Raw genomic sequence first — 20,863 nt, forward strand, 5'->3', positions numbered from 1 at the left:
GATGATCGTCTCCTGTTATTGATTTGTTATTGTCTCGGCCGGGGCTGCGTCCGGTGCAGCCTCAGCGGCCTTGATGCGCTGATACATGTCCTGCATCTGCCGGTCGATTTCGGCTATCTTCCCGGCACAGGCAAGCATTTCTTCATTGATCCCCGCGGGCAGGCGGCTGCGGTCAGCCTTGTAGCGGATATCGTGCTCCAGACTGGCCCAGAAGTCCATGGCGATGGTACGGATCTGAACCTCCGCCAGCACCTGCTCTGTCCGGTCCGAAAGGTAGACCGGCACGCGCAGGTCCAGATGCAGGGAGCGGTAGCCATTGTAGTTCGGCGTTTTGATATAGTCCTGCCGCTTGACGATCTCCAGATCCTGCTGGCGCTCGACCATCTCCGCCACGCGGTAGACGTCGTCGATGTAGCTGCACACGACGCGCACGCCCGCAATATCGTTGACATTCTGCATGGCGGACTCCAGCGTCAGGGGCAGGCCCTTCTTCAGGAGCTTTGCCGCGATGCTCTCGGGGGATTTGACGCGGCTTTCAATATGGTGGATGGGATTGCGTGCGTACAGCACGTTGAATTCACTGTTCAGAACCTCAAACTTCAAGGTGAGCTGCCGCCCTGCAGCGGCGTAGAGATTCCGCATGACAAGAAACGCATGCGCGTTTTCCAGCAGCGGCGCGGTGGAACAATCCATAACGCATCCCTCCTGTAAATGGCTTTAACGGGCCTCCAGACGGTCCAGCTCGGCCTGCCAGACTGCGGCGCAGGCATCGCTCGGCATACGCCAGTCGCCGCGCGGCGAGAGCGTGACGGAGCCGACCTTCGGGCCGTCGGGCAGGCAGCTGCGCTTGAACTGCTGGATGAAGAAGCGGCGGTAGAAGTTTTTCAGCCAGTGCAGCAGCGTCTCTGCGGGGTATTTCCCGGCAAATGCGGTCTGCGCCAGCCGGTAAATTTTTTCCGGCCCGAAGCCGAAGCGAAGCACATAGTAGAGGTAGAAGTCGTGCAGCTCATAGGGACCGACAAGGGACTCCGTCTGCTGCGCGATCTCGCCGGTTTCCGTCGCGGGGAGCAGCTCCGGGCTGACAGGCGTGTCGAGAATGTCGAGCAGCACGCGGCGCAGGGCGGGACTCTGGGCCGTGTCCGCCTCATAGCGCACAATGTGGCGCACGAGCGTCTTCGGAACCCCCGCGTTTACGCCGTACATGCTCATATGGTCACCGTTGTACGTCGCCCAACCGAGCGCCAGCTCGCTCAGGTCGCCCGTGCCGACGACAAGGCCGCCCGTGCGGTTGGCAAGATCCATCAGCTCCAGTGTGCGCACGCGCGCCTGCCCGTTTTCAAATGTGACGTCGAGCACGGACTCGCTCTGACCGATGTCGGCAAAGTGGCTGCGGACCGTGTTCGTAATGGAGATTTCCGTGAACTGTACGCCCAGCTCCTGACACAGAATTTCTGCGTTGGAGCGCGTCCGCTTCGTCGTGCCGAAGCAGGGCATGGTGACGGCAAGAATGTCCTGCATGGGACGCTGCAGGCGCTTCATGGCGCGCACGGCGACGAGTAAGGCAAGACAGCTGTCCAGACCGCCGGAGATGCCGAGCACGGCCGTTCTGGCGTGCGCATGCTCCAGCCGCTTTGCAAGGCCGTCTGCTTGGATCTCGAGGATCAGCTCGCAGCGCTCGGCGCGGGCGGCCGCATCGCTGGGGACGAACGGAGTGGGGGAGACGGGGCGGGTGAGTGCCGTCTCGTGCAGCGGCATGGAGAACGGAACGGTGGTATGGCCTGCGGCATTCGGGCAGAATGTCGTACTGCGGCGGCGCTCGCACTGCATGCGTCCGAGGTCCAGCACGGCCTCGGCGCGGCCGGTGCCGAAGGGCTTTGCCTCGGCCAGCAGCGCGCCGTTTTCACAGATGAGATCATGCGCGGCAAAGACCATATCCGTCGTGGATTCGCCGTGCCCGGCATCCGCATAGAGATAGGCGCTCAGCAAGCGTGCGGATTGCTGGCCGACGAGCTGGCGGCGGTATTCCGCCTTGCCGACGGTTTCGTCACTTGCCGAGAGATTGGCAAGCACCGTTGCCCCGGCCAGCGCATGGCGGGTGCTCGGCGGCAGCGGGGCCCAGAGGTCCTCGCAGATCTCCACACCGAGGCAGAAGTCCGGCATTTCGCGGCAGCGGAACAGCAGGTCCGTGCCGAAGGGGACGGTCGCGCCGCACAGTGTGACGCTGCGCGTTTCGGCAGGTGCGGGGGTGAAGTGACGCAGCTCATAGAACTCTGCGTAGTTCGGCAGATGGGTCTTCGGCACAAGGCCGAGCAGCGCCCCATGGCAGACCACGGCGGCGCAGTTATAGAGTGCGCCGTCCACGCGGACCGGCAAGCCGACGACGGCGACGAGCTCGAGCGTTTCGCTTGCGCGGAGAATGTCCCGCAGGCCCTGCTCGGCGGCATCCAGCAGCGGCTGCTGCAGAAACAGGTCCGAGCAGGTATAGCCGGTGAGCCCAAGCTCCGGGAAAACGGCCAGCGCCGCGCCGTCCTGCGCGGCCTGCTGCATGGCGGCGATCGTTTCCTGCGTATTATAGGCGCAGTCTGCCACGCGCAGTGCGGGGGAGAGCGTGCAGACCTTCAGAAATCCGTTTTTCATAAAGGCGTTGTCCTTTCTGTTGCGGTACTTATCCCAATTATCATACCACAGACGGCCGCCCGAAACAAGGGCGGCTTTGGGGGAAAGTCCGAAGAGACTTTTTCGACAAGCAGACGTTATTGCAGCTCCTGCTCCAGCGCATCGAATTCCGGCGTGGAGAAGAATTCACCGAGTGTGATGCCGAGACCGTCGCAGAGCAGCTTGATCGTCAGAATTTTCGGGTTCTGGCTCTTGCCGTAGAGAATGTTCTTCAGGCTTGAGGGCGGCAGCGCGCTGAGCGAGGCGAGACGGTTGATGGAAATGCCGCGCTCTGCGCACAGCTGCAGAATGCGGTCGCGGACAGCGGTGACAGTGTTCATGGTGATGCCTGCCTTCCAAGTTTTTCCTTTAGCATAACGAAAAACACTGGACAATATAGGCTATGCATGCTACTATTAGGCTATCCATAGACTTTTTGGGAGAGCAAAACCATGGCGGACTATCAAAAAATGTATGCCATCCTCTGCGGAGCGGTGGACGATGCCCTGATGGGGCTGGAGCAGGGCAGCAGCGCGGCCTGCATCGCGCTCCGTCTCCGGCTGGCGCTGGAGCGCGCGGAGGAGATCTATCTGGAGACCAGTATGTGCGCGGAACGGCGCGGCGATACGAACCTGATCGAGCTGTGGCGCGAAACGCCGGAGGCGTGGGAGCAATAGAAAAAACCGGGAGCAGGCATTTGCCTGCTCCTGAAATCATTTCAGTCCTTCTGTTCTTCCGGGACGCGGACGCTGACGCCGTTGAGCTCCATACCCTCATCGACATTGATGAGCAGGTACTTTGCACCGCCGAGCACGCGCGTCTGCACGAGGTCCTGCCGGTCCGGATTCACGCGGATGACGACATCCGGCGTGCGGTACTCCAGCTGGACCGCGCCGAGCAGATTCTGCGGGGGGACTTCGCTGCCGCCGCCGAAGGCCTCGTCATATTTGACGTTGAAGGCGGCCATCTTCGGCTCGGACACGCCGCAGTGCTCAAGCACCGCACCGACCTCCTGCCGCGTGACGGCCAGCGGCTCCTCGGCGCGGGTCTCCTTGTGCGTCAGAACGAGCTCCCGCAGGGCGGTATGGACGTTCTGGACGACGTTCACGCTGCATTCGTCCTCCAGCGCGTCCGTCAGCACCTCGCGGAAGGTTTCACGCTGCGTACCCGCGGGCATGGGCGGCTGCAGGTTGAACACGGCGGAGACAAACTCCTCATAGCTGCTGTCCGTGTTCTTTGTGTAATACAGCGCGCCGTAGAGGTTCGTCGCGCGGTCGTCAAAGGCCGGGAACAGGAAGCCGACCTCCGGCGCGGAGGCGACCCAGTCCGTGCCGCGCTCGTGGAATTTCCCCTCTGCGGAGTCATAGCGCAGGACGGGCTTCGTCTCCTTCACGGGGCAGATGCTGCAGAGTATATAGGAAAACTGCTGCTCGCTGCCCTCGTCCTGCCGGAAGCCGTCTCGGGAACGGAACGGCACGTCATAGCGGTCCGCAGCCAGCAGGATCAGGTAGTTGTCCGCCAGATGCAGAGAGCCTGCGATCTTTTCATACAGGGTCTGCACGGCCTCCTCGTCCTCCAGGCCGGAGTCGCGCAGCCGCATGAGCAGGCGGTGCTCGTCGCTGTCCGCGACCTGCGCCGTCGAGAAGCTCAGGTCGGAGAGGGTTTTGCCCATTCGGCCGGAGATGCCTTTTTTCAGCAGCTCCAGATATTTTTCCTGCTCACCCTCCGGAAGCAGGCCCATGGAAAGGGTGAAGGCGGAGACGAGCTCGCCGTGGACATTGACATAGCAGCCGTGGATTTTCGTGATATTGCTCCGATCCTGGCGATAACGGCGGCGGAGCTCCGCCACTTCCTTGTCGATCATGTGGGATACCTCTCAAATTGGATTCCGGAATATTATAGCACAGACCGCTGCACATTTCCAGCGCGGAAGGCTAGAAAAGCCAAACAGACTTTTGCGAGAAACAACGGAGAGGGCCGAGGCCCTCTCCGTTGTGCTGTGTTCAGTTTTCCGTTCCGGAAACGAGCTTTGTGTAGCGCATGATGATCGTTGCGACCTCGGCGCGCGTAGCGGAGTTCTGCGGAGCGATCGTGTTGTCCGGCATGCCGTTGATGATGCCGACGGCGACCGCCCAGCTCAGGGCCTCCTTCGCGTAGTCACTGACCCTGGCGGCGTCGGTGAATTTCTTGGCAAGGTCAGTCGTGTCGCCGACATCGAGACCGCGGAATTTTGCGAAGCGGTAGAGGATCGTGACGATCTGCTCACGGGTAATCTGGTCATCCGGGGCGAACAGGCCGTCGCCGATGCCGTTGACGATCTTGTTCTCCGAGCACCAGTTCACGGCTGCGGTGTACCACGAGCCGGCCGGAACGTCGGTGAACGGCGTCTTGCCGACGTTGTCGGAATTCGGGGAACCGGCGATACGCCACAGGACGGTGACGAGCTCGGCACGCGTCATGGCGGCATCCGGGTCAAAGCTCATTTCGCTTCTGCCGCGCAGCAGGCTATTCTGATAGCAGTAGTAGACGGCCTCCGCGAACCAGTCGGTGTCGTCCACATCCACGAACGGCATATCCATGGTCGAGATCTTGCCGCAGCGGTCGCAGTGGTAATACACCGTGCCGTCGTCGGCCACGACCTTGGAGAAGCTGTGGCCGGAGGGCTTGTCGTACTTTGTCTCATAGGTCTCGCCGCATTCGCACTTCACGCTCAGATGGCCCTGCACGGAGCAGGTCGTCGGAACGTCCTCGAGAATGGTGGTCTTGTGCATCGTGCCGTTCTTGAGGTCGAAGTGATAAGCAGCCGTGCCGATGAGCATCCAGCCGGTCTTGTATTCTCCGGCGAGGAAATACATCTGCTTGCCGCTCGTCTTGTCCGTGGCCCAGCCGGTGTAGTTCGCAGGTGCGGCCTCGCCGCAGACGGAGCAGATAAGGGTCTTGTGCAGGCGATCAAAGACGAAGGAGTGACCGTCGCGGCAGGCGTTGTCGTGCTCGACGGTGAACGTGTCCACGACGGAACCGTTCAGGTCATAGGCCGTCACGGTCAGCTCGCTGCGGGTCGTGTTCACGAGCAGGTAGAGCGCCTGATAGCTCTGGCTGATCTTGGCAAAGTGGAAAGCGGGATCGTCCACGGCGGCGTAGTTGACGTCGCGGGACTTTTCGCCCATATCGCCGCAGATGACATAGGTCGTGCCGTTTTCGGCGACTTCGCCGCCGGTCAGCTGTTCGGTGCGGGCATAGGCATGATCGTGGCCGGAGAAGACAACGTCGATCCCGGCGGCATCGATCGCGGCGGGGAGAATGCGGTTATAGGCTGCGCTCGAGCCCTTGGGGTTTGTGTAGTATGGCGGCTGGTGGACCGTCAGGAGCTTCCATTCGCACGTCGTCTTTGCGGCATCCTCCTGCAGCCAGGCGGCCGCTGCGTTCAGGTCTGCATTGCAGTTCACCACGGCGATGTAGACATTGCCGTATTCCACGGAGTAGTAGTCTGCATCCGGCGTGCCGAAGATATTCATCGCATGACCGGCACTCAGGTCACCGTAGTATTCGTGGTTGCCGAGGACCTGCACGATGGGCGAGGCGGGGAAGTCATCGGAGAAAACGTCCAGAATCTCGTTCCAGGCGGTCAGGCTGCCAGCGTTGTCAATGAAGTCACCCGTCTGGATGCCGAAGTCCGTGTTCGCATTGCCGATGGCCTCGGCAATCTGATGTATGACCTCGATATCGGCGGCATCAGCCTCGACATTGCCGCTGAGCTGCGTGTCGCCCATGACGAAGAACGACGTCTCTGCGCCGGACTCGGCCGTGGTGAATGTGCGGACATCGGACCAGTGGCCCTCCACGCCGTCACCGACGCGGTAGGAATAGGTTGTCGCGGGCGTCAGGCCCGTCAGTGTGACGGAGTTGACCAGCGAGGCCTGATAGCCGTCCGTGAACGAGCGGACCGTGCTCGTACCCTGCACGGTGGTAAAGCTGTAGTTTCCGGAAATGTAGGCTTCCTCCGTCGTGTACTGCACGACGGCATTGCGTGCGGTGTAATCCGGCGCTGCGAACCAGCTGATGTTCTGGGTCGTTGCAGGAGCCTGCACGGCGTTCAGACGGATGTTTGTCGGCGCGACCTCTGTGCTGCCGATGCCGTTCGTCACGCCGCTGCAGCGGAAGGAAAGGCCTGCCTCACCCTTGGCGTAGACGGTGAACTTCTCACCGGCCGTCTGGCAGAAGCGGTTCGTCACGAGCACGCCTGCGGCGTTCGTCGTGCCGAGAAGCGTGTCCTCCTGCCCGTCAACGACCGTGTAGATCTGCACGCGGCCGGGGGCCTTGCCGTCTGCCGTCTTGACATAGAGCTTGCCGTTGCCGCCGACGGTCATGATGTCCGCCGTCAGCTCATAGGCCGCCGTCACGCCGACATTCTGCGCGGGCTGGGCAAAGCTCAGCGTCGTGCCGCCGTCGGTGAAGCTGCCCTTTTCCAGCGTGTAGGTCAGCAGCGAGCCGCGGGCAGCCGCGCTCGGGACATGGAACTTCACGGTCGCAATGGCGCCGAGCTTCGGAGAAGCGGAGGTTGCCTGCAGCTTCAGAACGTTCTTTTCATAGGTATAAGTGCCGGTGTAGCCGTTTTCAAACGAGACCTCCGGCGCACCGAACGTATCCGTCAGGCGCAGCTCCATCGTGACGGAGCCGATCTTGCGGGAACCAGCGGCATTCAGCGTCAGGGCATAGTCCTCGCCGATGACGGCATTCGCTTCGCCGGTCAGCGTGACCGTGCCATAGGCCGTCGAAGCGGCATTCACGGTGAAGTAGCGCGTTTCGGTCGTCACGTTGCCAAAGCCGTCGCAGACCGAGACGGTGACGCTGTGCGTGCCGTTCGGCAGCAGAACGCTGACGCTGGCGCTGCTCTCCGTGGAGGCCGTGAGCGTCTGGCGCTGGCCGTCAACGGAGATGGAGGTTTTGGCGGGGCTGATGCCGGTGGCATTCTCGCCCGCCGGGTCATGGAATTCGGCCGTGAGCGTCAGGCGGTTCGTCTTTAGCTCCGTCGTCCCGTCCCCGGCAAGCTCGGCCGCGCCGGCCTTCACGGCGTCGATGACCGGGTTCTCGAGGTCGTCGACCGTGTCGCCGTAGACAACGCGGAAGTTATCAAAGTACAGGCTGCCGCTTGTCATGGAGCCCATGGGGATCTTATCGCCGTTTTCGTTGGCGGAGCCGCCGGGAATGTAGGTCAGCAGCACGAGCGGCTGGCCGTTGAGGATCTTCAGCGGATGATCCTTCGTGACATATTTGGCAAACGGACGGAGGTCTGCCTCACAGTACATCCAGCCCTCCCAGTAGATGCCGGTATACTGCAGGGAGCGGCCCTCCTGCGTGGTAAAGTGCAGATAGGAGCGCTTATAGGTGCCGCTGGCCTCATCGTAATAGGCGATCTGCGTCCACAGCCAGTAGTTCGGCGTGCCCTTGGGCGCATAGACCCAGACGCCAAGGCCGGACGGAGAGCCGTCAAGCGAGATACCGCTGTAGAGATCCGTCTTTGCGGCGTCGCTTGTATCGGCGTAATAGAGGTACTCGTTGACATTGCGGTAGCCGGGGAGCAGATCGGTGTAGTCATAGTCGAGGCGCATGGAGTAGTCACCGAAGCGCGTCTCGCCCTCGTCGCCATTCACGACCTGCACCGTTGCGGAGTGCTCCTTCATATAGGAGGCGTGCCAGGTGAACAGGCTGTAGCCAGCGCTGCCGAGCACATAGCAGGCAGGATAATACGTTTCGTCGGTATAGTCCCCAATGTAGGTGCCGCCGAACTGGAACGGGCCCTTTTCCGTCACGGTCGCGGGCGCATTCGTCTCCTTATCCCAGTTGATGAAGGTCAGCTCCATGTTTTCGTCGCCGAACTTCGCACCGTACTGCGCGTTGCCCCAGTCGTACTCGGCGCCCTGCATGAGCTTGCCCTCGGCATCCGGCTCAAAGTCGAGCAGGACCTGCGGCATTCTGCCGATTTCCACATGGATGCTGTCGGTCAGCTTTGTGCCGTCGTGCTTCGTGTAGCTGACGGTAATGTCAGCCTCCAGCGTCTCACGGGCCTTGACGGCCGTGAACGTATTGCCGGAGAACGAGCCGATGTCGGAGGGCTGCTTACCGGGATCGGTCGGCATGATGGTCCAGTCGAACACATAGCCGCCCATATCCATCAGGCGCGTGCCGCTCTTGGCCGTCAGGCCGAGGTCGGACGACTCCTGGAAGGAGAGGTTCAGCGTTTCGGCGGCAAAGAAGAGCTCCTCAGGCTCCTGTACCTCCACGCTTGTTGTGCCGAGCACGGTCTTGCCCTGCAGAAGCTGAGCCGTCACGGTGCCGCACTTGCCGTTCGAGCGGAACAGACCGTTTGCATCGATGGTGCCGAAGCTGCTGTCCTCCAGCCCCCAGCTCACATTGGCGGGCAGATCGGCAGGATAGCCATTGGAGTCGACGCCCGTGGCAGTGAACTGCACGGAAGCGCCTGCAAGGAAGAGGTCGTTCTTCGGCGAGAGCGCGGCGTGGTCAAAGCGGCCGGTCGGCTGCGCCGTCGAGACGATCATCAGGGTCGAGGCGACAACGCGCTCAGGGCCGTCGGACGGATGGTTCTGGATGGTAAGCTTATTGCTGCCCTCGTGGCGGGAGGCGTAGGTCGCAGAGCCGCCGCCGTCGAGGTAGATGGCCTTGACGCAGCCCTGCGCCTGCAGGACTTCGGCCATTTCATAGACGGTCATGCCATCGGAAAGGCCCTGACGGCCGTCTGCCATGAAGATGACGAGCGTGCCGTCTTCCTTCAGACCGATGGAGTTGCGGGGAGCCTTATAGCTGGCGTCCAGGCCATCCTGGATCTTGCCGTCCTTCAGCAGCCAGAACGGGCCGGAGATGGCTTCGGCGACGTCGTCCGTGGGGGTGCCGTAGTCGCGGATGTCATAGCTGCCGTCCTTCAGAACGGCGAAATACGGCTCGAGCCAGTCGTCGTTCTCGTGTGTCTGGATGAGGTGGCCTTCCATGATAAGATAGCCGCGGCACTGTGCCGTCTGCATATTATAGTAGTCGGCGTTCACGGCAGTGACAACGGTCTCGCCCGTCGCGGCCTCGTAGGCGGCGGCCTGAGACGTGGTCGTCTTCAGATCCCAACCGAGGTTCTTCGCAGTCTCCGCGCGGCTCTCGGCCGTGCTGCCCGCCGTGTAGTAGTTGGGATAGGATGCCTTGAGCTTCACGGAAGCACCGGGGGTGATGGTGGCCATATAGCCAAGCACCTGTGCGCTGCCGCTGGCGTTGTTCAGAATGACCTGCGATTCCGTCAGGCCGTTCACGATCGGATAGTTCGTCTGCGAGATCAGGACCTTGTCGGCCGGGGCGCTGAAGTCCGGGTCGGAGCCCGCCGCAAATGCGGCCGGAAGCAGGCCGGTGAGCAGCGCGCAGACAAGCAGGGTACACAAGATCCGCCGGATGACCGGCATTCTTCTGCTGACCATGATGTACTGTCCTCCTAATGAATTGATGGAAGGAAGTTCCTTCTTCGACATGAAATGTCAGTTGCATGATAGCATATGGGGCGGGAAGTGTCAAGCGAGGCCGCCGGAAGTTGTGAATAGTGCACAAAAATACAGTCAAATATTTGGAAACAACGCTGATCGACCGGTGGCATGTGTTCTAGCTGATATGATGTTAAATTCTTGTTAGCCGGATCGGACGGCCTTGCTTTTTTCTGTAAAAGCCGGTATAATAGGGGAAACATGTGGGCCGGTCCGGCTGGCCCCGGAGAATTGAGGAGTGAGACAATGAAACGACTGCTTTTGCTCTGCCTGACGGCGGCTGTGCTGGTATCCTGCCTCGGCCTGTCGGCTCAGGCTGCGCCCACTCTGTCGTGGACGGAATTCTATACAATGGGGGATGCCGCCTCGGCGCACACCCGCATCGATCCGATCGAGCTGGACGGGACGACGACGCTCTTCCTGCCAGCCAGCGTATCCCGGAAGGCGGTCCCGGTGTATTTTACGCTTTCCGAGAAGAATGCCGTTGTGACGGCGACGGGAAGCCGCGGCTCCGTGGCGCTCAAGAGCGGCGATACGCTGGACCTGACCACCCTGTGCGAGGGCACGGACGATACGATCACGCTGCGTGCCCGCTCCGGGAGTATGCAGGCAGAGAAGCGCGTGACGTTCCTGCGGTATGACAATGTGTCGACGATGTTCCTCGTGAGCGACGATCCCGTGAACGAGGGCCGTGAGTGGGTCGAGTCCAGCGAGGACAAATCCAACAGGGCCAAGGGCAGCATGGCTCTGCTCGCAGCGGACGGCGAATCCGTCTACGACGGCAAGCTGACGCAGATCAAGGGCCGCGGCAATTCGACCTGGAAGGGAGCCAAGCGCCCCTATCAGATCAAGCTGGACAAAAAGACCGACCTGCTCCAGACCGGCGACAGCGCCGATAAGGTCAAGACGTGGGTCCTGCTGGCAAATTTCTATGATCCGTCCGCTGTCCGCAACATGCTTGCGCTCGACCTCGGCCGCGCGCTGCAGATGGAGTGCAACATGGGCTATCGCCCGGTGTGCCTGTTCTATGACGGCGAGTTCCGCGGCCTGTACCTCCTGACGGAGAAGGTGGAGGTCAACGAGGGCCGTGTGAACGTGACGGACCTGGAAAAGGCGAATGAGAAGGCCAACCCCGATGTCGAGGACCTGACGAAGCTCGAGTCAAAGACCGGCACGACCGCCAACGGCGCGACCTATCTTTATTGTGACGGTATGAACGATCCTGCGGACATCACGGGCGGCTACCTGCTTGAGATGGACTTCGCCGACCGTGCCATGGAGGAAAAGTGCTATTTCATCACGGCGCGTGGCTTCTATGTCGTTGTAAAGTCGCCGGAGGCCTGCTCGAAGGCGGAGATGGACTATATCGCCAGCTGGTATCAGGACTATGAGGACGCCGTGTTTGAGGGCGGCACGAGCTCGAAGACTGGCAAGCCGTTCACGGACTATGTCACGGTCGAGAGCATGGTGCAGTGCTATCTTGTCAACGAGCTGAGCAAGAACGGCGACGGCTTCAACACGTCCGCCTACCTCTATAAGGAAACCGGCTCGGAGCCGATGAAGATGGGCCCGCTGTGGGACTACGACCTTGGCTTCGGCAACAATAATTATGAGGACCTTCTGCCGCAGCCGGAGCTGCTCTACACGGTATACGGCTCGCTCGGCCGCGCGCTGTATGCCCTTCCGGAGTTCCGTGCCGAGGCACAGCGACAGTATACGAAGTACATCACGCCGCTGGCAGATGTCCTTGCCGGTAATGCGGACGCGGTCAGTGCGGACGGCAGCGTGCATTCGTTCGCGTGGTACCGTGAGCAGGTCGCTGCGGCTGCAGGCTATGACGAGCTGCTGTGGAAATCGTCTCATATGGACGTCCGCCCCGGCGGAAACGGCTTTGCGGAGAACTTTGCCTCCCTGCAGAATTTCGTTGTCAAGCGTGTGCAGTGGCTGGACGGCGTCATCGGCAAGTGGAGCGCTGACCATGCAGACCCGCTCGGCGATTATATGGATGTATTCGAGAGCGACTGGTACTATGACACGATCACCCGCGCCACGGCGCTTGGCCTGCTGCACGGCAAAGGTGCCGGCATCTTTGATCCGTCCGGCATTACGACGCGCGCACAGACGGCGCAGGTCATTTATAATATTGCCGCGCCCGGCAGCATTGCCTATTCCGACGTGTTCCCGGATGTTGCGGAGGGCAGCTGGTATGCACCCGCCGTCCTGTGGGCGCAGCGCGAGAAGATCGTTCTCGGCTATGACGACGGCCTGTTCCGTCCGGACCGCGGGGTGAGCCGCGAGGATATGATCACGCTGCTGTATCGCTATGCAGGCTCCCCGAAGACGAGCGGCAGGAAGCTTGCGGAGTTCCGCGACAATGCAAGCATCTCGGACTATGCCCGGCAGGCTATGGAATGGGCCGTGGAGAACGGCCTGATCCTCGGTTATGCAGAGGACGGCACCATCCGCCCGCAGTCCACGACGACCCGCGCGGAATTTGCGACGATCGCCGTGCGGTTCTACGAGAAGACAAATGCGTAAATACCTGCTTCGCGTGCTGCCTGCGCTGCTTTTGCTTGCAGCGCTGACGGCCTGCCGCCGAGATATGATGGCTCCGACGGTGACACCGACGGAAACGGCGGTCACGGAGCCGACAGAGCAGCCCACGGAGGCACCGACGGAGGCCCCTGCGGAGTCTTCTACCGAGCCCCCTACGGAGGCTCCGACGGAGCCGGAATGGGAGCCGGAGTATGACGGCGCGCTCGGCTCTGCCGGGAGCCTGCGCGGCACGACCCTGCTCATCTCCATCTTTACGAATGATGCGCAGACCGCATGGGACGACGAGGCCGACCGCGAGGAGATGCTCCTGACGCTCAACCGCATGGACACGGCCGCGCAGTGGCTCACGGAGCAGGCGGCTGCATATGGCTCGGACGCTTCGTTCCTCTATGACTGGACCGCTGATCCGGACCTGCGCTATGATGCCTCGTTTTCGGAGCTTCTCGTCCGCGAGGATGGGGGCATGTATGAGGTGCAGGCCGATTATGTGCGGGAGAACATTGACACCGAATCTCTGCGGCAGAAATACCACGCGGACAATGTGATCTACTTTTTCCTGTTCAATACGCCCTATGAGCATACGCCGAATCCCTGGTCCCTCGGCTTCTCGTCCAGCACGGATTATGACATCGAATACGTCAATCTGTATATCCGCTTCGGAGACATATTTGACGCGCCGCCTTCGACCTATGCCCACGAGATCCTGCATGCCTTCGGTGCGCCGGACCTCTATTATGAGAGCACGGTCATTCCAAAGGAGTTTGTCGATTACTGCAGTCAGACGGGCTGCAATGACATCATGTTCACCGTGAATGCGGGCGAGACGATTGACAGTGATTTCACGCCGATCGACGCCTATTATGTCGGCATCGGGGCACGCCCGGCAGAGGCGGACGAATGGGGCCTCGGTCCGAGCGAGTATGACGCAAACTGAATCCTGATATAACATGGAGCCGGTCCCCGGAAAAGGGATCGGCTCCGTTTTATGGATCTGCTTATTCGAGACCGTATGGCCAACCGCCAAGGCCGCCAAGGTCGTAGAGCTCGGAGTATCCGAGCGCTGCGAGCTTTTCGGCTGCAGCGCGGCTGCGCTTACCGGTCTTGCAGTAGACGAGGACCGGGCTACTCTGATCGGGCAGGGCCTCTGCAGCCGTCTCGGCGCTGATCTCGTCGACCGGCAGCAGCACGGCGTCTGCCAGATGGCCGGTGATGTATTCCTCTTCGTCGCGGACATCCACGACCGTGCCGTCGGGATGCGAGCGGATCATGGCAAGCGCCTGCTCGGCGTCTGCGGCAACAGGGATCATGGGCGCGCTCCTTTCAGGCTAGCTCGATCATGTTCGTATAGAGCTGATAGTACTTGCCGTGCTGCTCCAGCAGGTCGGCGTGGCTGCCGCGCTCGATCACGCGGCCCTGCTCCAGAACGAGAATGGCGTTCGCGTTCCGGACGGTCGACAGGCGATGCGCGATGACAAAGACCGTGCGACCGGCCATCAGGCCGTCAAGGCCCTTTTCGATGAGCTTTTCGGTGCGGGTGTCGACGGATGACGTCGCCTCGTCCAGAATGAGGACCGGGGCCTCCGAGACGGCCGCGCGCGCAATGGCGACGAGCTGCCGCTGGCCCTGACTGAGGTTTGCGCCGTCGGAATAGAGCATGGTGTTATAGCCCTGCGGCAGATGCGAGATAAAATAGTGCGCGTTGGCGATCTTCGCTGCACGGATGCAGTCCTCATCCGTCGCGTCCAGCCTGCCGTAGCGGATGTTCTCCATCACGGAGCCGGTGAACAGGTGGGTATCCTGCAGAACGATGCCGAGGGACCGGCGGAGGTCATCCTTCTTGATATCGCGCACGTCGATGCCGTCATAGGTGATGTGGCCGCCCTGAATGTCATAGAAGCGGTTGATGAGGTTCGTGATCGTCGTCTTGCCCGCACCGGTCGAGCCGACGAAGGCGATCTTCTGGCCGGGCTTGGCATAGAGCGAGAGGTTTTTCAGCACCGGCTTGTCCGGATCATAGGAGAAGTCGACGTTGTAGAAGCGGACGTCGCCCTTCAGCGGCACATGTGTGCCGTCCGGCTTGACCCAGTAAAAGTCGCGGCCCTCGCGCGCCAGCGTGACGGAGCCCTCGTCGATCTCGGCCGGGGTGTCCAGCACGTCGAAAATGCGCTCCGCACCGGCCAGCGCCAGCATGATGGAGTTGAACTGGTCTGCGATCTGGCTGACTCGGTCGGCGAATGTGCGGATGTACTGCAGGAACGTGATGAGGATACCGCCGGTGCCCTCGCCGGTCAGCCACAGTGTGCCGACGGCGCAGGTGATGGCATAGAACATGTGCGACAGGTTGTTCAGGATCGGGCCGACGACGGATGTGGCCGTTGTTGCTGTGGTCGACGCGCTGTACAGCGCGTCGTTGATCGGCTCAAAGTCGGCCATGACCTGCTTTTCGTGTGTGAAGACCTTGATATCGCGCTGTCCTGCGATCATTTCCTCAATGTAGCCGTTTACGGCCGCGGCGTTCTTCTGCTGTGCGCGGTAGCTGTGGCTGCTGATCTTTGTCGTGATGCGCACGACAAGCAGCACGATGGCGCCCAGAACGACCATGATGGCAAACAGCCGCATGGACAGCACGAGCATCATGGCGATGGTGCCCGTGAGCGAGGTGACGGAGATGAGCATCTGCGTGATGCTGTGCTGCAGCAGCTCGTTCGTCGCCTCGATGTCGTTCGTGTAATAGCTCATGAGGCTGCCGTTCGTATTGGCGTCAAAATAGCTGATGGGCAGCTTCTGCATACGGGCAAACAGCTCCGCGCGCAGCTCACGCATGATGACGGTGCTCGTCTCGAGCATAAGGCGGTTGAGCAGGTAGTTCGTCACGGCGCTGAGGAAATACAGCGTGCCGAGACCGGCCAGCAGGCTCAGATATTTTGCGTAGGTCTCATTCGGCGTGATGCCGCTTTCCTTCAGAAGATTGGTCAGCGGGCGCATGCAGTAGGACGCGCCGATCGTGCAGGCCACATAGGCCAGAATGGATGCCACGGCGCAGATGAGCAGCACGCGGCAGTGACGGAAATAGCGGAACAGGCGGAACAGCGTGTGCAGGGGAGACTGCGCGCGGCGGTAATTCCGAAGCTCAACTCTGGCCATGCTGCTCACCCTCCTCCCGCATCTGGCTGTCATAGACGTCGCGATAAATCTGGCTGCGCTCCATCAGCTCCGCATGCGTGCCGACGTCGGAGAGCTCGCCCTCGTGCAGTACGATGATCCGGTCGCACGAGAGGATCGAGGCGATGCGCTGCGCGATGATGATCTTTGTGCTGCCGGGCATGGCCGTTTTCAGCGCGCGGCGGATGTGTTCGTCCGTCGCCATGTCCACGGCGCTCGTGGAGTCGTCGAGGATCAGAATCTTCGGCTGCTTCACAATGGCGCGCGCAATGCGCAGGCGCTGCTTCTGTCCGCCGGAGAGGTTCGCGGCGTTCTGCTCCAGAACGGTCTCATAGCCGTCCGGGAAGCGGTCGATGAATTCGTCCGCGCAGGCGATGGCGCAGGCCTCGCGCAGTTGCTCCTGCGTGGCGTTGGCATTGCCCCAGCGGAGATTCTGCGCGATCGTGCCGGAGAACAGCGCGCCGTTCTGCAGCACCATGGAAACGCCGTCGCGCAGGTGCTCGAGCGTGTAATCGCGCACATCGCGGCCGCCGACGCGCACGGTGCCGGACAGCGTGTCATAAAAGCGCGGGATGAGATTTACAAGCGTGGATTTGCCCTCGCCGGTGCCGCCAATGATTCCGATGGTCTCGCCGCTGTTGATATGTACGGTGATGTGGCGCAGTGCAAGCTTGTCCGGATCGCCGGAATAACTGAAGCAGACGTCTTCAAAATCCACACTCCCGTCTTCCACGACGGCGTCGCTCGGCCCGTCCGTGATGTCAACGGTCTCGTCGAGCACCTCGTTGATGCGGACGAGGGAGGCATGTGCGCGGGACAGAGCCATAATGAGCCACGTGAGCATCGTCAGAGCGTTGACGGCCTGCGTCGTGTAGGACACCAGACTGACAAGCTCACCTGTAAGCAGGCCCGTTGTGCGGAAAATGATCTCGCGGCCGCCGAGGAGCAGCAGCACGATCGTGCAGCCCCATAGGATGGACATCTGGATGGGACCGGTCAGCGTGAACAGGCGGGAGGATGATAGCGTTGCCTGCCGCAGATCCTCCGCCGTGCCGCGGAAGCGCTCGGATTCATAATCGCCGCGGACATAGGCCTTGACGACGCGGCTGCTGATGAGGTTTTCCTGCACGGCGCGGTTCATGCTGTCCATCTTCTGCAGCATTTTGCGAAAGCGCGGCTGGCCGATCTTCATGAGGATGGCCAGAACACCGGCCAGAAACGGAATGGAGATCAGAAAGATCACCGCCAGATGCGGCGAGATCGTAAAGGCCATGACCGTTGCCATCAGCACCATGAATGGCGAGCGGATCAGTGTGCGCAGGAACTGCTGCATGGTGTTGCGCACGGTGTTGACGTCCGTCGTGGCACGGGTGATCAGGCTGGACGTTGTAAAATGATCCGTGTTCGCGAACGAGAAGTCCTGAATTTTTCCGAGCAGGTTCGCACGGAGATTTTTGGCAAAGCCCTGACTGGCCACGGCGGAGCAGCGTGCACTCAGAATGCCGCAGGCCATGGAGCAGCAGGCAACGATGACCATGATGATGCCGACTGTCAGAACGAAGCGGTCACGGTTTGCGATAAGTGCCTCCGGAAACAGCTCGCGCAGCATGAAATCCTGCTCCCGGTAGAGGCCGCCGTCCACAATGACGGACATCAGCATCGGGATCAGGACCTCGAGCATGACCTCCAGCCCACCGAAGATCGCGGCGGCCAGGGTCCAGATGCGGTAGCGCCCCAGATTCGGCCAGATGTGGCGGAATGACCCAGGGCGTTTCTTCTTGCTTTCGATGAAGCTCATCCCCTTGAAGAAAATAGTCGTGTCTGAATATTATACCAAACGGTATGTCTTCGTACAAGCCTAAATTTCTATTTTTTGAGAAAAATTTCGACGGGATTTCCTGAAAAATCCCCGAAATCCGCCTCGTCTTTTTCTGCGGTGCTTGCAGCGGAGCGGATGATACAATATACTATATTGGAGTGAATTATAACGATCTTAAGAATATCTTTCGGTTTTGCCTGCTTGTTTCTGCTGCCGTTTTTCGGTAAACTGTAGGGGCAGAAGCGAGAACGCAGGCGGCTGCGCGGAGAGAAAATGGGGGGGACGGCATGTATCGGATTCTGGTTTGTGATGACGAGCGGGACATCGTGTCCGCACTGCGGATCTATCTTACGGCGGAGGGCTATGAGGTGCTCGAGGCCTACAACGGCAGCGAGATGCTGCGGCTTGCCGCCACGCAGGAGGTGCATCTCATCCTGCTCGACGTGATGATGCCGGGCATGGACGGGCTGAGCGCCATGGCGGAGCTGCGCAAGACCTCGAATGTGCCGGTCATCCTGCTGACAGCCAAGTCGGAGGACACGGATAAGGTCCTCGGCCTGAATCTCGGCGCAGACGATTATGTGACAAAGCCGTTCAATCCCATTGAGGTCATGGCGCGCGTCCGCTCGCAGCTCCGGCGTTATCTGCAGCTTGGCGGCGGGCAGGTGCTGCCGACGCAGGTGACCATCGGCGGCATCATGCTCGACGACGCCGGGCGGACCGTCACGGTCGACGGCGAGCCGGTCGCGCTGACGCCGACGGAGTTCGACATCCTGCGTCTGCTCATGCAGCATGCGGGCACAGTCTTCTCTCCGCGCGAAATTTATCGCCGTGTCTGGGGCGATTCGCCCGTCGGCGTGGAGAACGCCGTGGCGGTGCACATCCGGCATCTGCGCTCGAAGATCGAGATTGATCCCACCGAACCGCGCTATCTCAAGGTCGTGTGGGGCAAGGGATACAAAATGGAGGAACGACGAAATGAAAAAACTGCAAGATAACCTAGCGGCGCGGATCGCAGCATCCGTCATACTGACCGTGAGCTTCCTGCTCACGCTGCTCAGCACGGCGGGCATCGTGCTGCTGGCTTCCTATCAGGCCTATAACGACGGCGGCGCGGAGCTGCGTACATCCTATCTGCATGCGGCAGGGGTCCGGGAATACTACGACCATGTCGAACCGGTGCTGGAAGGACTTGTCCATGAGCCGCAGAGCTATCAGAATTACCTGAACAGCTTGAATGTCCATGTCGATGTGAAGACGACGGACGGAACAACCGTGTTTTCCAATGCAAAGGAAGGGGAGACGAGCCTCCTTGAGGACCCCTTCAGCTATACGTTCACGACCGGAGAAACGAAGCTCTGGAAGAATACGTTCTCGGATGCGGAAAAGGCCCAGCGCGCGCTGGAACGTTTCCCATACCAGATCGAGGACTATGAGATCGAGGCGTCGCCATTTGAATACAGCACGTCCTATTCGCCGATCGACGAAAGCCTCGGCGACGCGCTCGACGAAACCCTATCCGGCTTAGAGTCCTATTACCCGATGCTGAAGATCTGGTATTATCCCGAGGGGAGCCTGACCGAGGTAGAGGTCGGCGTGACGCTGGCTGCAGCCCCGATCGGGAACGATTCGGTCGCCGTCACGGCGCGCTGGATCGATCTGCTGATCGCCATGCGCGTGTGGCTCATCCTCATCCTTGTGCTTTCCGCGGCCTGCTGCGTGGCCAGCTTTGCCTTCCGCCTGCGCACGGCGGGCCATAAGCGCGGAACCGCGGGCATCACACTCCGCTGGCTCGATCGGATGCCGTTTGAGGCTTATCTGCTGGCCCTCGCCGCAGTTGTGCTCATCATCGTCTTTCTTGCCAGTGCAAAGGGGGAGCTGTGGTCGATCGCACCGGCCGCTGTCCTCCTCTGCTTTCTGCTTCAGACCCTCCCCATGACGATCGCCGCACGCTGCAAGGCGCACACCATGTGGCGCAATACGCTGCTGCGCCGTCTGCTGGACTGCATCCCCGGCGTGCTGCGGCGGCTTGCGGCGGTGATCCGGCGCGTGATGCCGAAGCTCCCGCTTGTCTGGACGGCTCTCGTGTGCTGGCTGGCCCTTAGCCTGCTGGAGCTCGGCTTTCTGATGACCGGGGCCTATGCTGTTCTCTGGATCGTGGAAAAGGTCGTGTTCACGCCGCTGGTCGTGCTGTTCCTGCTGGACCTGCGCCGCCTGCTGGACGGGAGCAAGCGGCTTGCCGAGGGTGATCTGGATCATTCGGTCGCGACGGACCATATGTTCTCTCCGCTGCGCAGACAGGCCAACTATCTCAACGGCATCCGCGACGGGATGCGCAATGCCGTAGAGGAGAGAATGCAGAGCGAGCGGATGAAAACGGAGCTCATCACGAACGTCTCGCACGATATCAAAACGCCGCTGACGTCCATCGTGAACTACGCCGGCCTGCTGCAGCGCGATGGCCTTTCCTCGCCGGACGCGCCGGAGTACCTCGAGGTGCTCGTGCGTCAGAGCACGCGGCTGAAAAAGCTGACGGAGGACCTCATCGAGGCCTCCAAGGCGGCGACCGGCAATCTGACGGTCCATCCGGAGGCAGTTGATGCCCACGTCCTGCTCGGTCAGGCGGAGGCGGAGTATGCCGACCGGCTGCAGAATGCGAAGATCGAGCCTGTTTTTGATCTGCGCGCCCAGCGGTTTTGTGTGCAGGCGGACGGGAGGCTCCTCTGGCGGGTGTTCGACAATCTGCTGAGCAACATCTGCAAGTACGGCCTGCCCGGCTCGAGGGCCTATCTCCGCACGGAGGAGCGCGGCGAACTGCTGCGCATCACGTTCCTGAATATCTCCCGCGACGCCCTGAATATTCCCGCCGAGGAGCTGATGGAGCGCTTCGTCCGCGGTGATGCCTCCCGCAGCACGGAGGGCAGCGGTCTCGGCCTCTCCATCGCACGCAGCCTGACGGAGCTGCAGGGCGGCACATTCACGATCGCCATTGAGGGGGACCTGTTCAAGGCCTCCGTGGAGCTTCCGCTGACAGAAGAATAAAACCTGCGGCCCGGACATTTGTGGAAAGGTCGTGCAGAGATAAAAAGGTTGCCATCTTCTCTGCGTCAAATGTCTCGGTATCCAGCCGGATGCCGAG

At 61.0% G+C, this 20,863-nt stretch carries 13 protein-coding genes; 5 read left to right on the forward strand and 8 right to left on the reverse strand.

What is annotated here, in order from left to right; all coding sequences use genetic code 11:
• Positions 1–15 precede the first annotated feature (15 nt).
• From WMO66_RS11685 to WMO66_RS11695, 3 genes are all read right to left on the reverse strand, one after another.
• On the reverse strand, positions 16–693 hold the full coding sequence (locus tag WMO66_RS11685) for a GTP pyrophosphokinase (RefSeq protein ID WP_349136599.1): 678 nt from the start codon (positions 691–693) through the stop codon (positions 16–18).
• A gap of 24 nt (positions 694–717) precedes the next feature.
• On the reverse strand, positions 718–2,637 hold the full coding sequence (locus tag WMO66_RS11690) for an NAD(+) synthase (RefSeq protein WP_349136600.1): 1,920 nt from the start codon (positions 2,635–2,637) through the stop codon (positions 718–720).
• 116 nt (positions 2,638–2,753) lie between these two features.
• Entirely contained in the window at positions 2,754–2,996 is a 243-nt protein-coding gene (locus tag WMO66_RS11695; protein WP_349136601.1) for a helix-turn-helix domain-containing protein, read from the reverse strand.
• Positions 2,997–3,107: 111 nt separating this feature from the next.
• Between WMO66_RS11695 and WMO66_RS11700 the strand changes: the two genes are divergently transcribed.
• Entirely contained in the window at positions 3,108–3,332 is a 225-nt protein-coding gene (locus WMO66_RS11700) for a hypothetical protein (RefSeq protein WP_349136602.1), read from the forward strand.
• Between the two features lie 41 nt (positions 3,333–3,373).
• Here WMO66_RS11700 and WMO66_RS11705 read toward each other — a convergent pair whose 3' ends face one another.
• Both WMO66_RS11705 and WMO66_RS11710 read right to left on the reverse strand, forming a co-directional pair.
• Positions 3,374–4,519, reverse strand: coding sequence for a DUF4317 domain-containing protein (locus WMO66_RS11705; RefSeq protein ID WP_349136603.1), 1,146 nt, complete (start codon positions 4,517–4,519; stop codon positions 3,374–3,376).
• A gap of 139 nt (positions 4,520–4,658) precedes the next feature.
• Positions 4,659–10,127, reverse strand: coding sequence for an S-layer homology domain-containing protein (locus tag WMO66_RS11710; protein ID WP_349136604.1), 5,469 nt, complete (start codon positions 10,125–10,127; stop codon positions 4,659–4,661).
• Positions 10,128–10,433: 306 nt separating this feature from the next.
• Here WMO66_RS11710 and WMO66_RS11715 point away from each other — a divergent pair, with 306 nt between their 5' ends.
• Together WMO66_RS11715 and WMO66_RS11720 are read left to right on the forward strand one after the other, a co-directional pair.
• A complete protein-coding gene (locus WMO66_RS11715) occupies positions 10,434–12,725 on the forward strand; it encodes an S-layer homology domain-containing protein (RefSeq protein WP_349136605.1) in 2,292 nt (763 codons plus the stop codon).
• A complete protein-coding gene (locus tag WMO66_RS11720) occupies positions 12,718–13,677 on the forward strand; it encodes a PT domain-containing protein (protein WP_349136606.1) in 960 nt (319 codons plus the stop codon). Before WMO66_RS11715 ends, WMO66_RS11720 begins: the two co-directional genes overlap by 8 nt.
• 61 nt (positions 13,678–13,738) lie before the next feature.
• Here the strand turns inward: WMO66_RS11720 and WMO66_RS11725 are convergent, their stop codons facing one another.
• The 3 genes from WMO66_RS11725 to WMO66_RS11735 are packed head-to-tail and all read right to left on the reverse strand — an operon-like array spanning position 13,739 to position 17,703.
• A complete protein-coding gene (locus WMO66_RS11725; protein WP_349136607.1) occupies positions 13,739–14,050 on the reverse strand; it encodes a rhodanese-like domain-containing protein in 312 nt (103 codons plus the stop codon).
• Positions 14,051–14,063: 13 nt separating this feature from the next.
• A complete protein-coding gene (locus WMO66_RS11730; RefSeq protein WP_349136608.1) occupies positions 14,064–15,887 on the reverse strand; it encodes an ABC transporter ATP-binding protein in 1,824 nt (607 codons plus the stop codon).
• A complete protein-coding gene (locus WMO66_RS11735) occupies positions 15,874–17,703 on the reverse strand; it encodes an ABC transporter ATP-binding protein (protein WP_349136609.1) in 1,830 nt (609 codons plus the stop codon). The genes WMO66_RS11730 and WMO66_RS11735 overlap by 14 nt, the downstream gene beginning before the upstream one ends.
• A 308-nt stretch (positions 17,704–18,011) precedes the next feature.
• Here WMO66_RS11735 and WMO66_RS11740 point away from each other — a divergent pair, with 308 nt between their 5' ends.
• Both WMO66_RS11740 and WMO66_RS11745 read left to right on the forward strand, forming a co-directional pair.
• The gene (locus WMO66_RS11740; RefSeq protein ID WP_349136610.1) at positions 18,012–18,722 is read left to right on the forward strand and encodes a response regulator transcription factor; all 711 of its coding nucleotides are present in this window, start codon (positions 18,012–18,014) and stop codon (positions 18,720–18,722) included.
• On the forward strand, positions 18,703–20,766 hold the full coding sequence (locus WMO66_RS11745; RefSeq protein ID WP_349136611.1) for a sensor histidine kinase: 2,064 nt from the start codon (positions 18,703–18,705) through the stop codon (positions 20,764–20,766). The genes WMO66_RS11740 and WMO66_RS11745 overlap by 20 nt, the downstream gene beginning before the upstream one ends.
• Positions 20,767–20,863 lie beyond the last annotated feature (97 nt).

The sequence above is a fragment of the Faecousia intestinalis genome (assembly GCF_040096185.1).
GTDB lineage: Bacteria > Bacillota > Clostridia > Oscillospirales > Oscillospiraceae > JAZOXB01.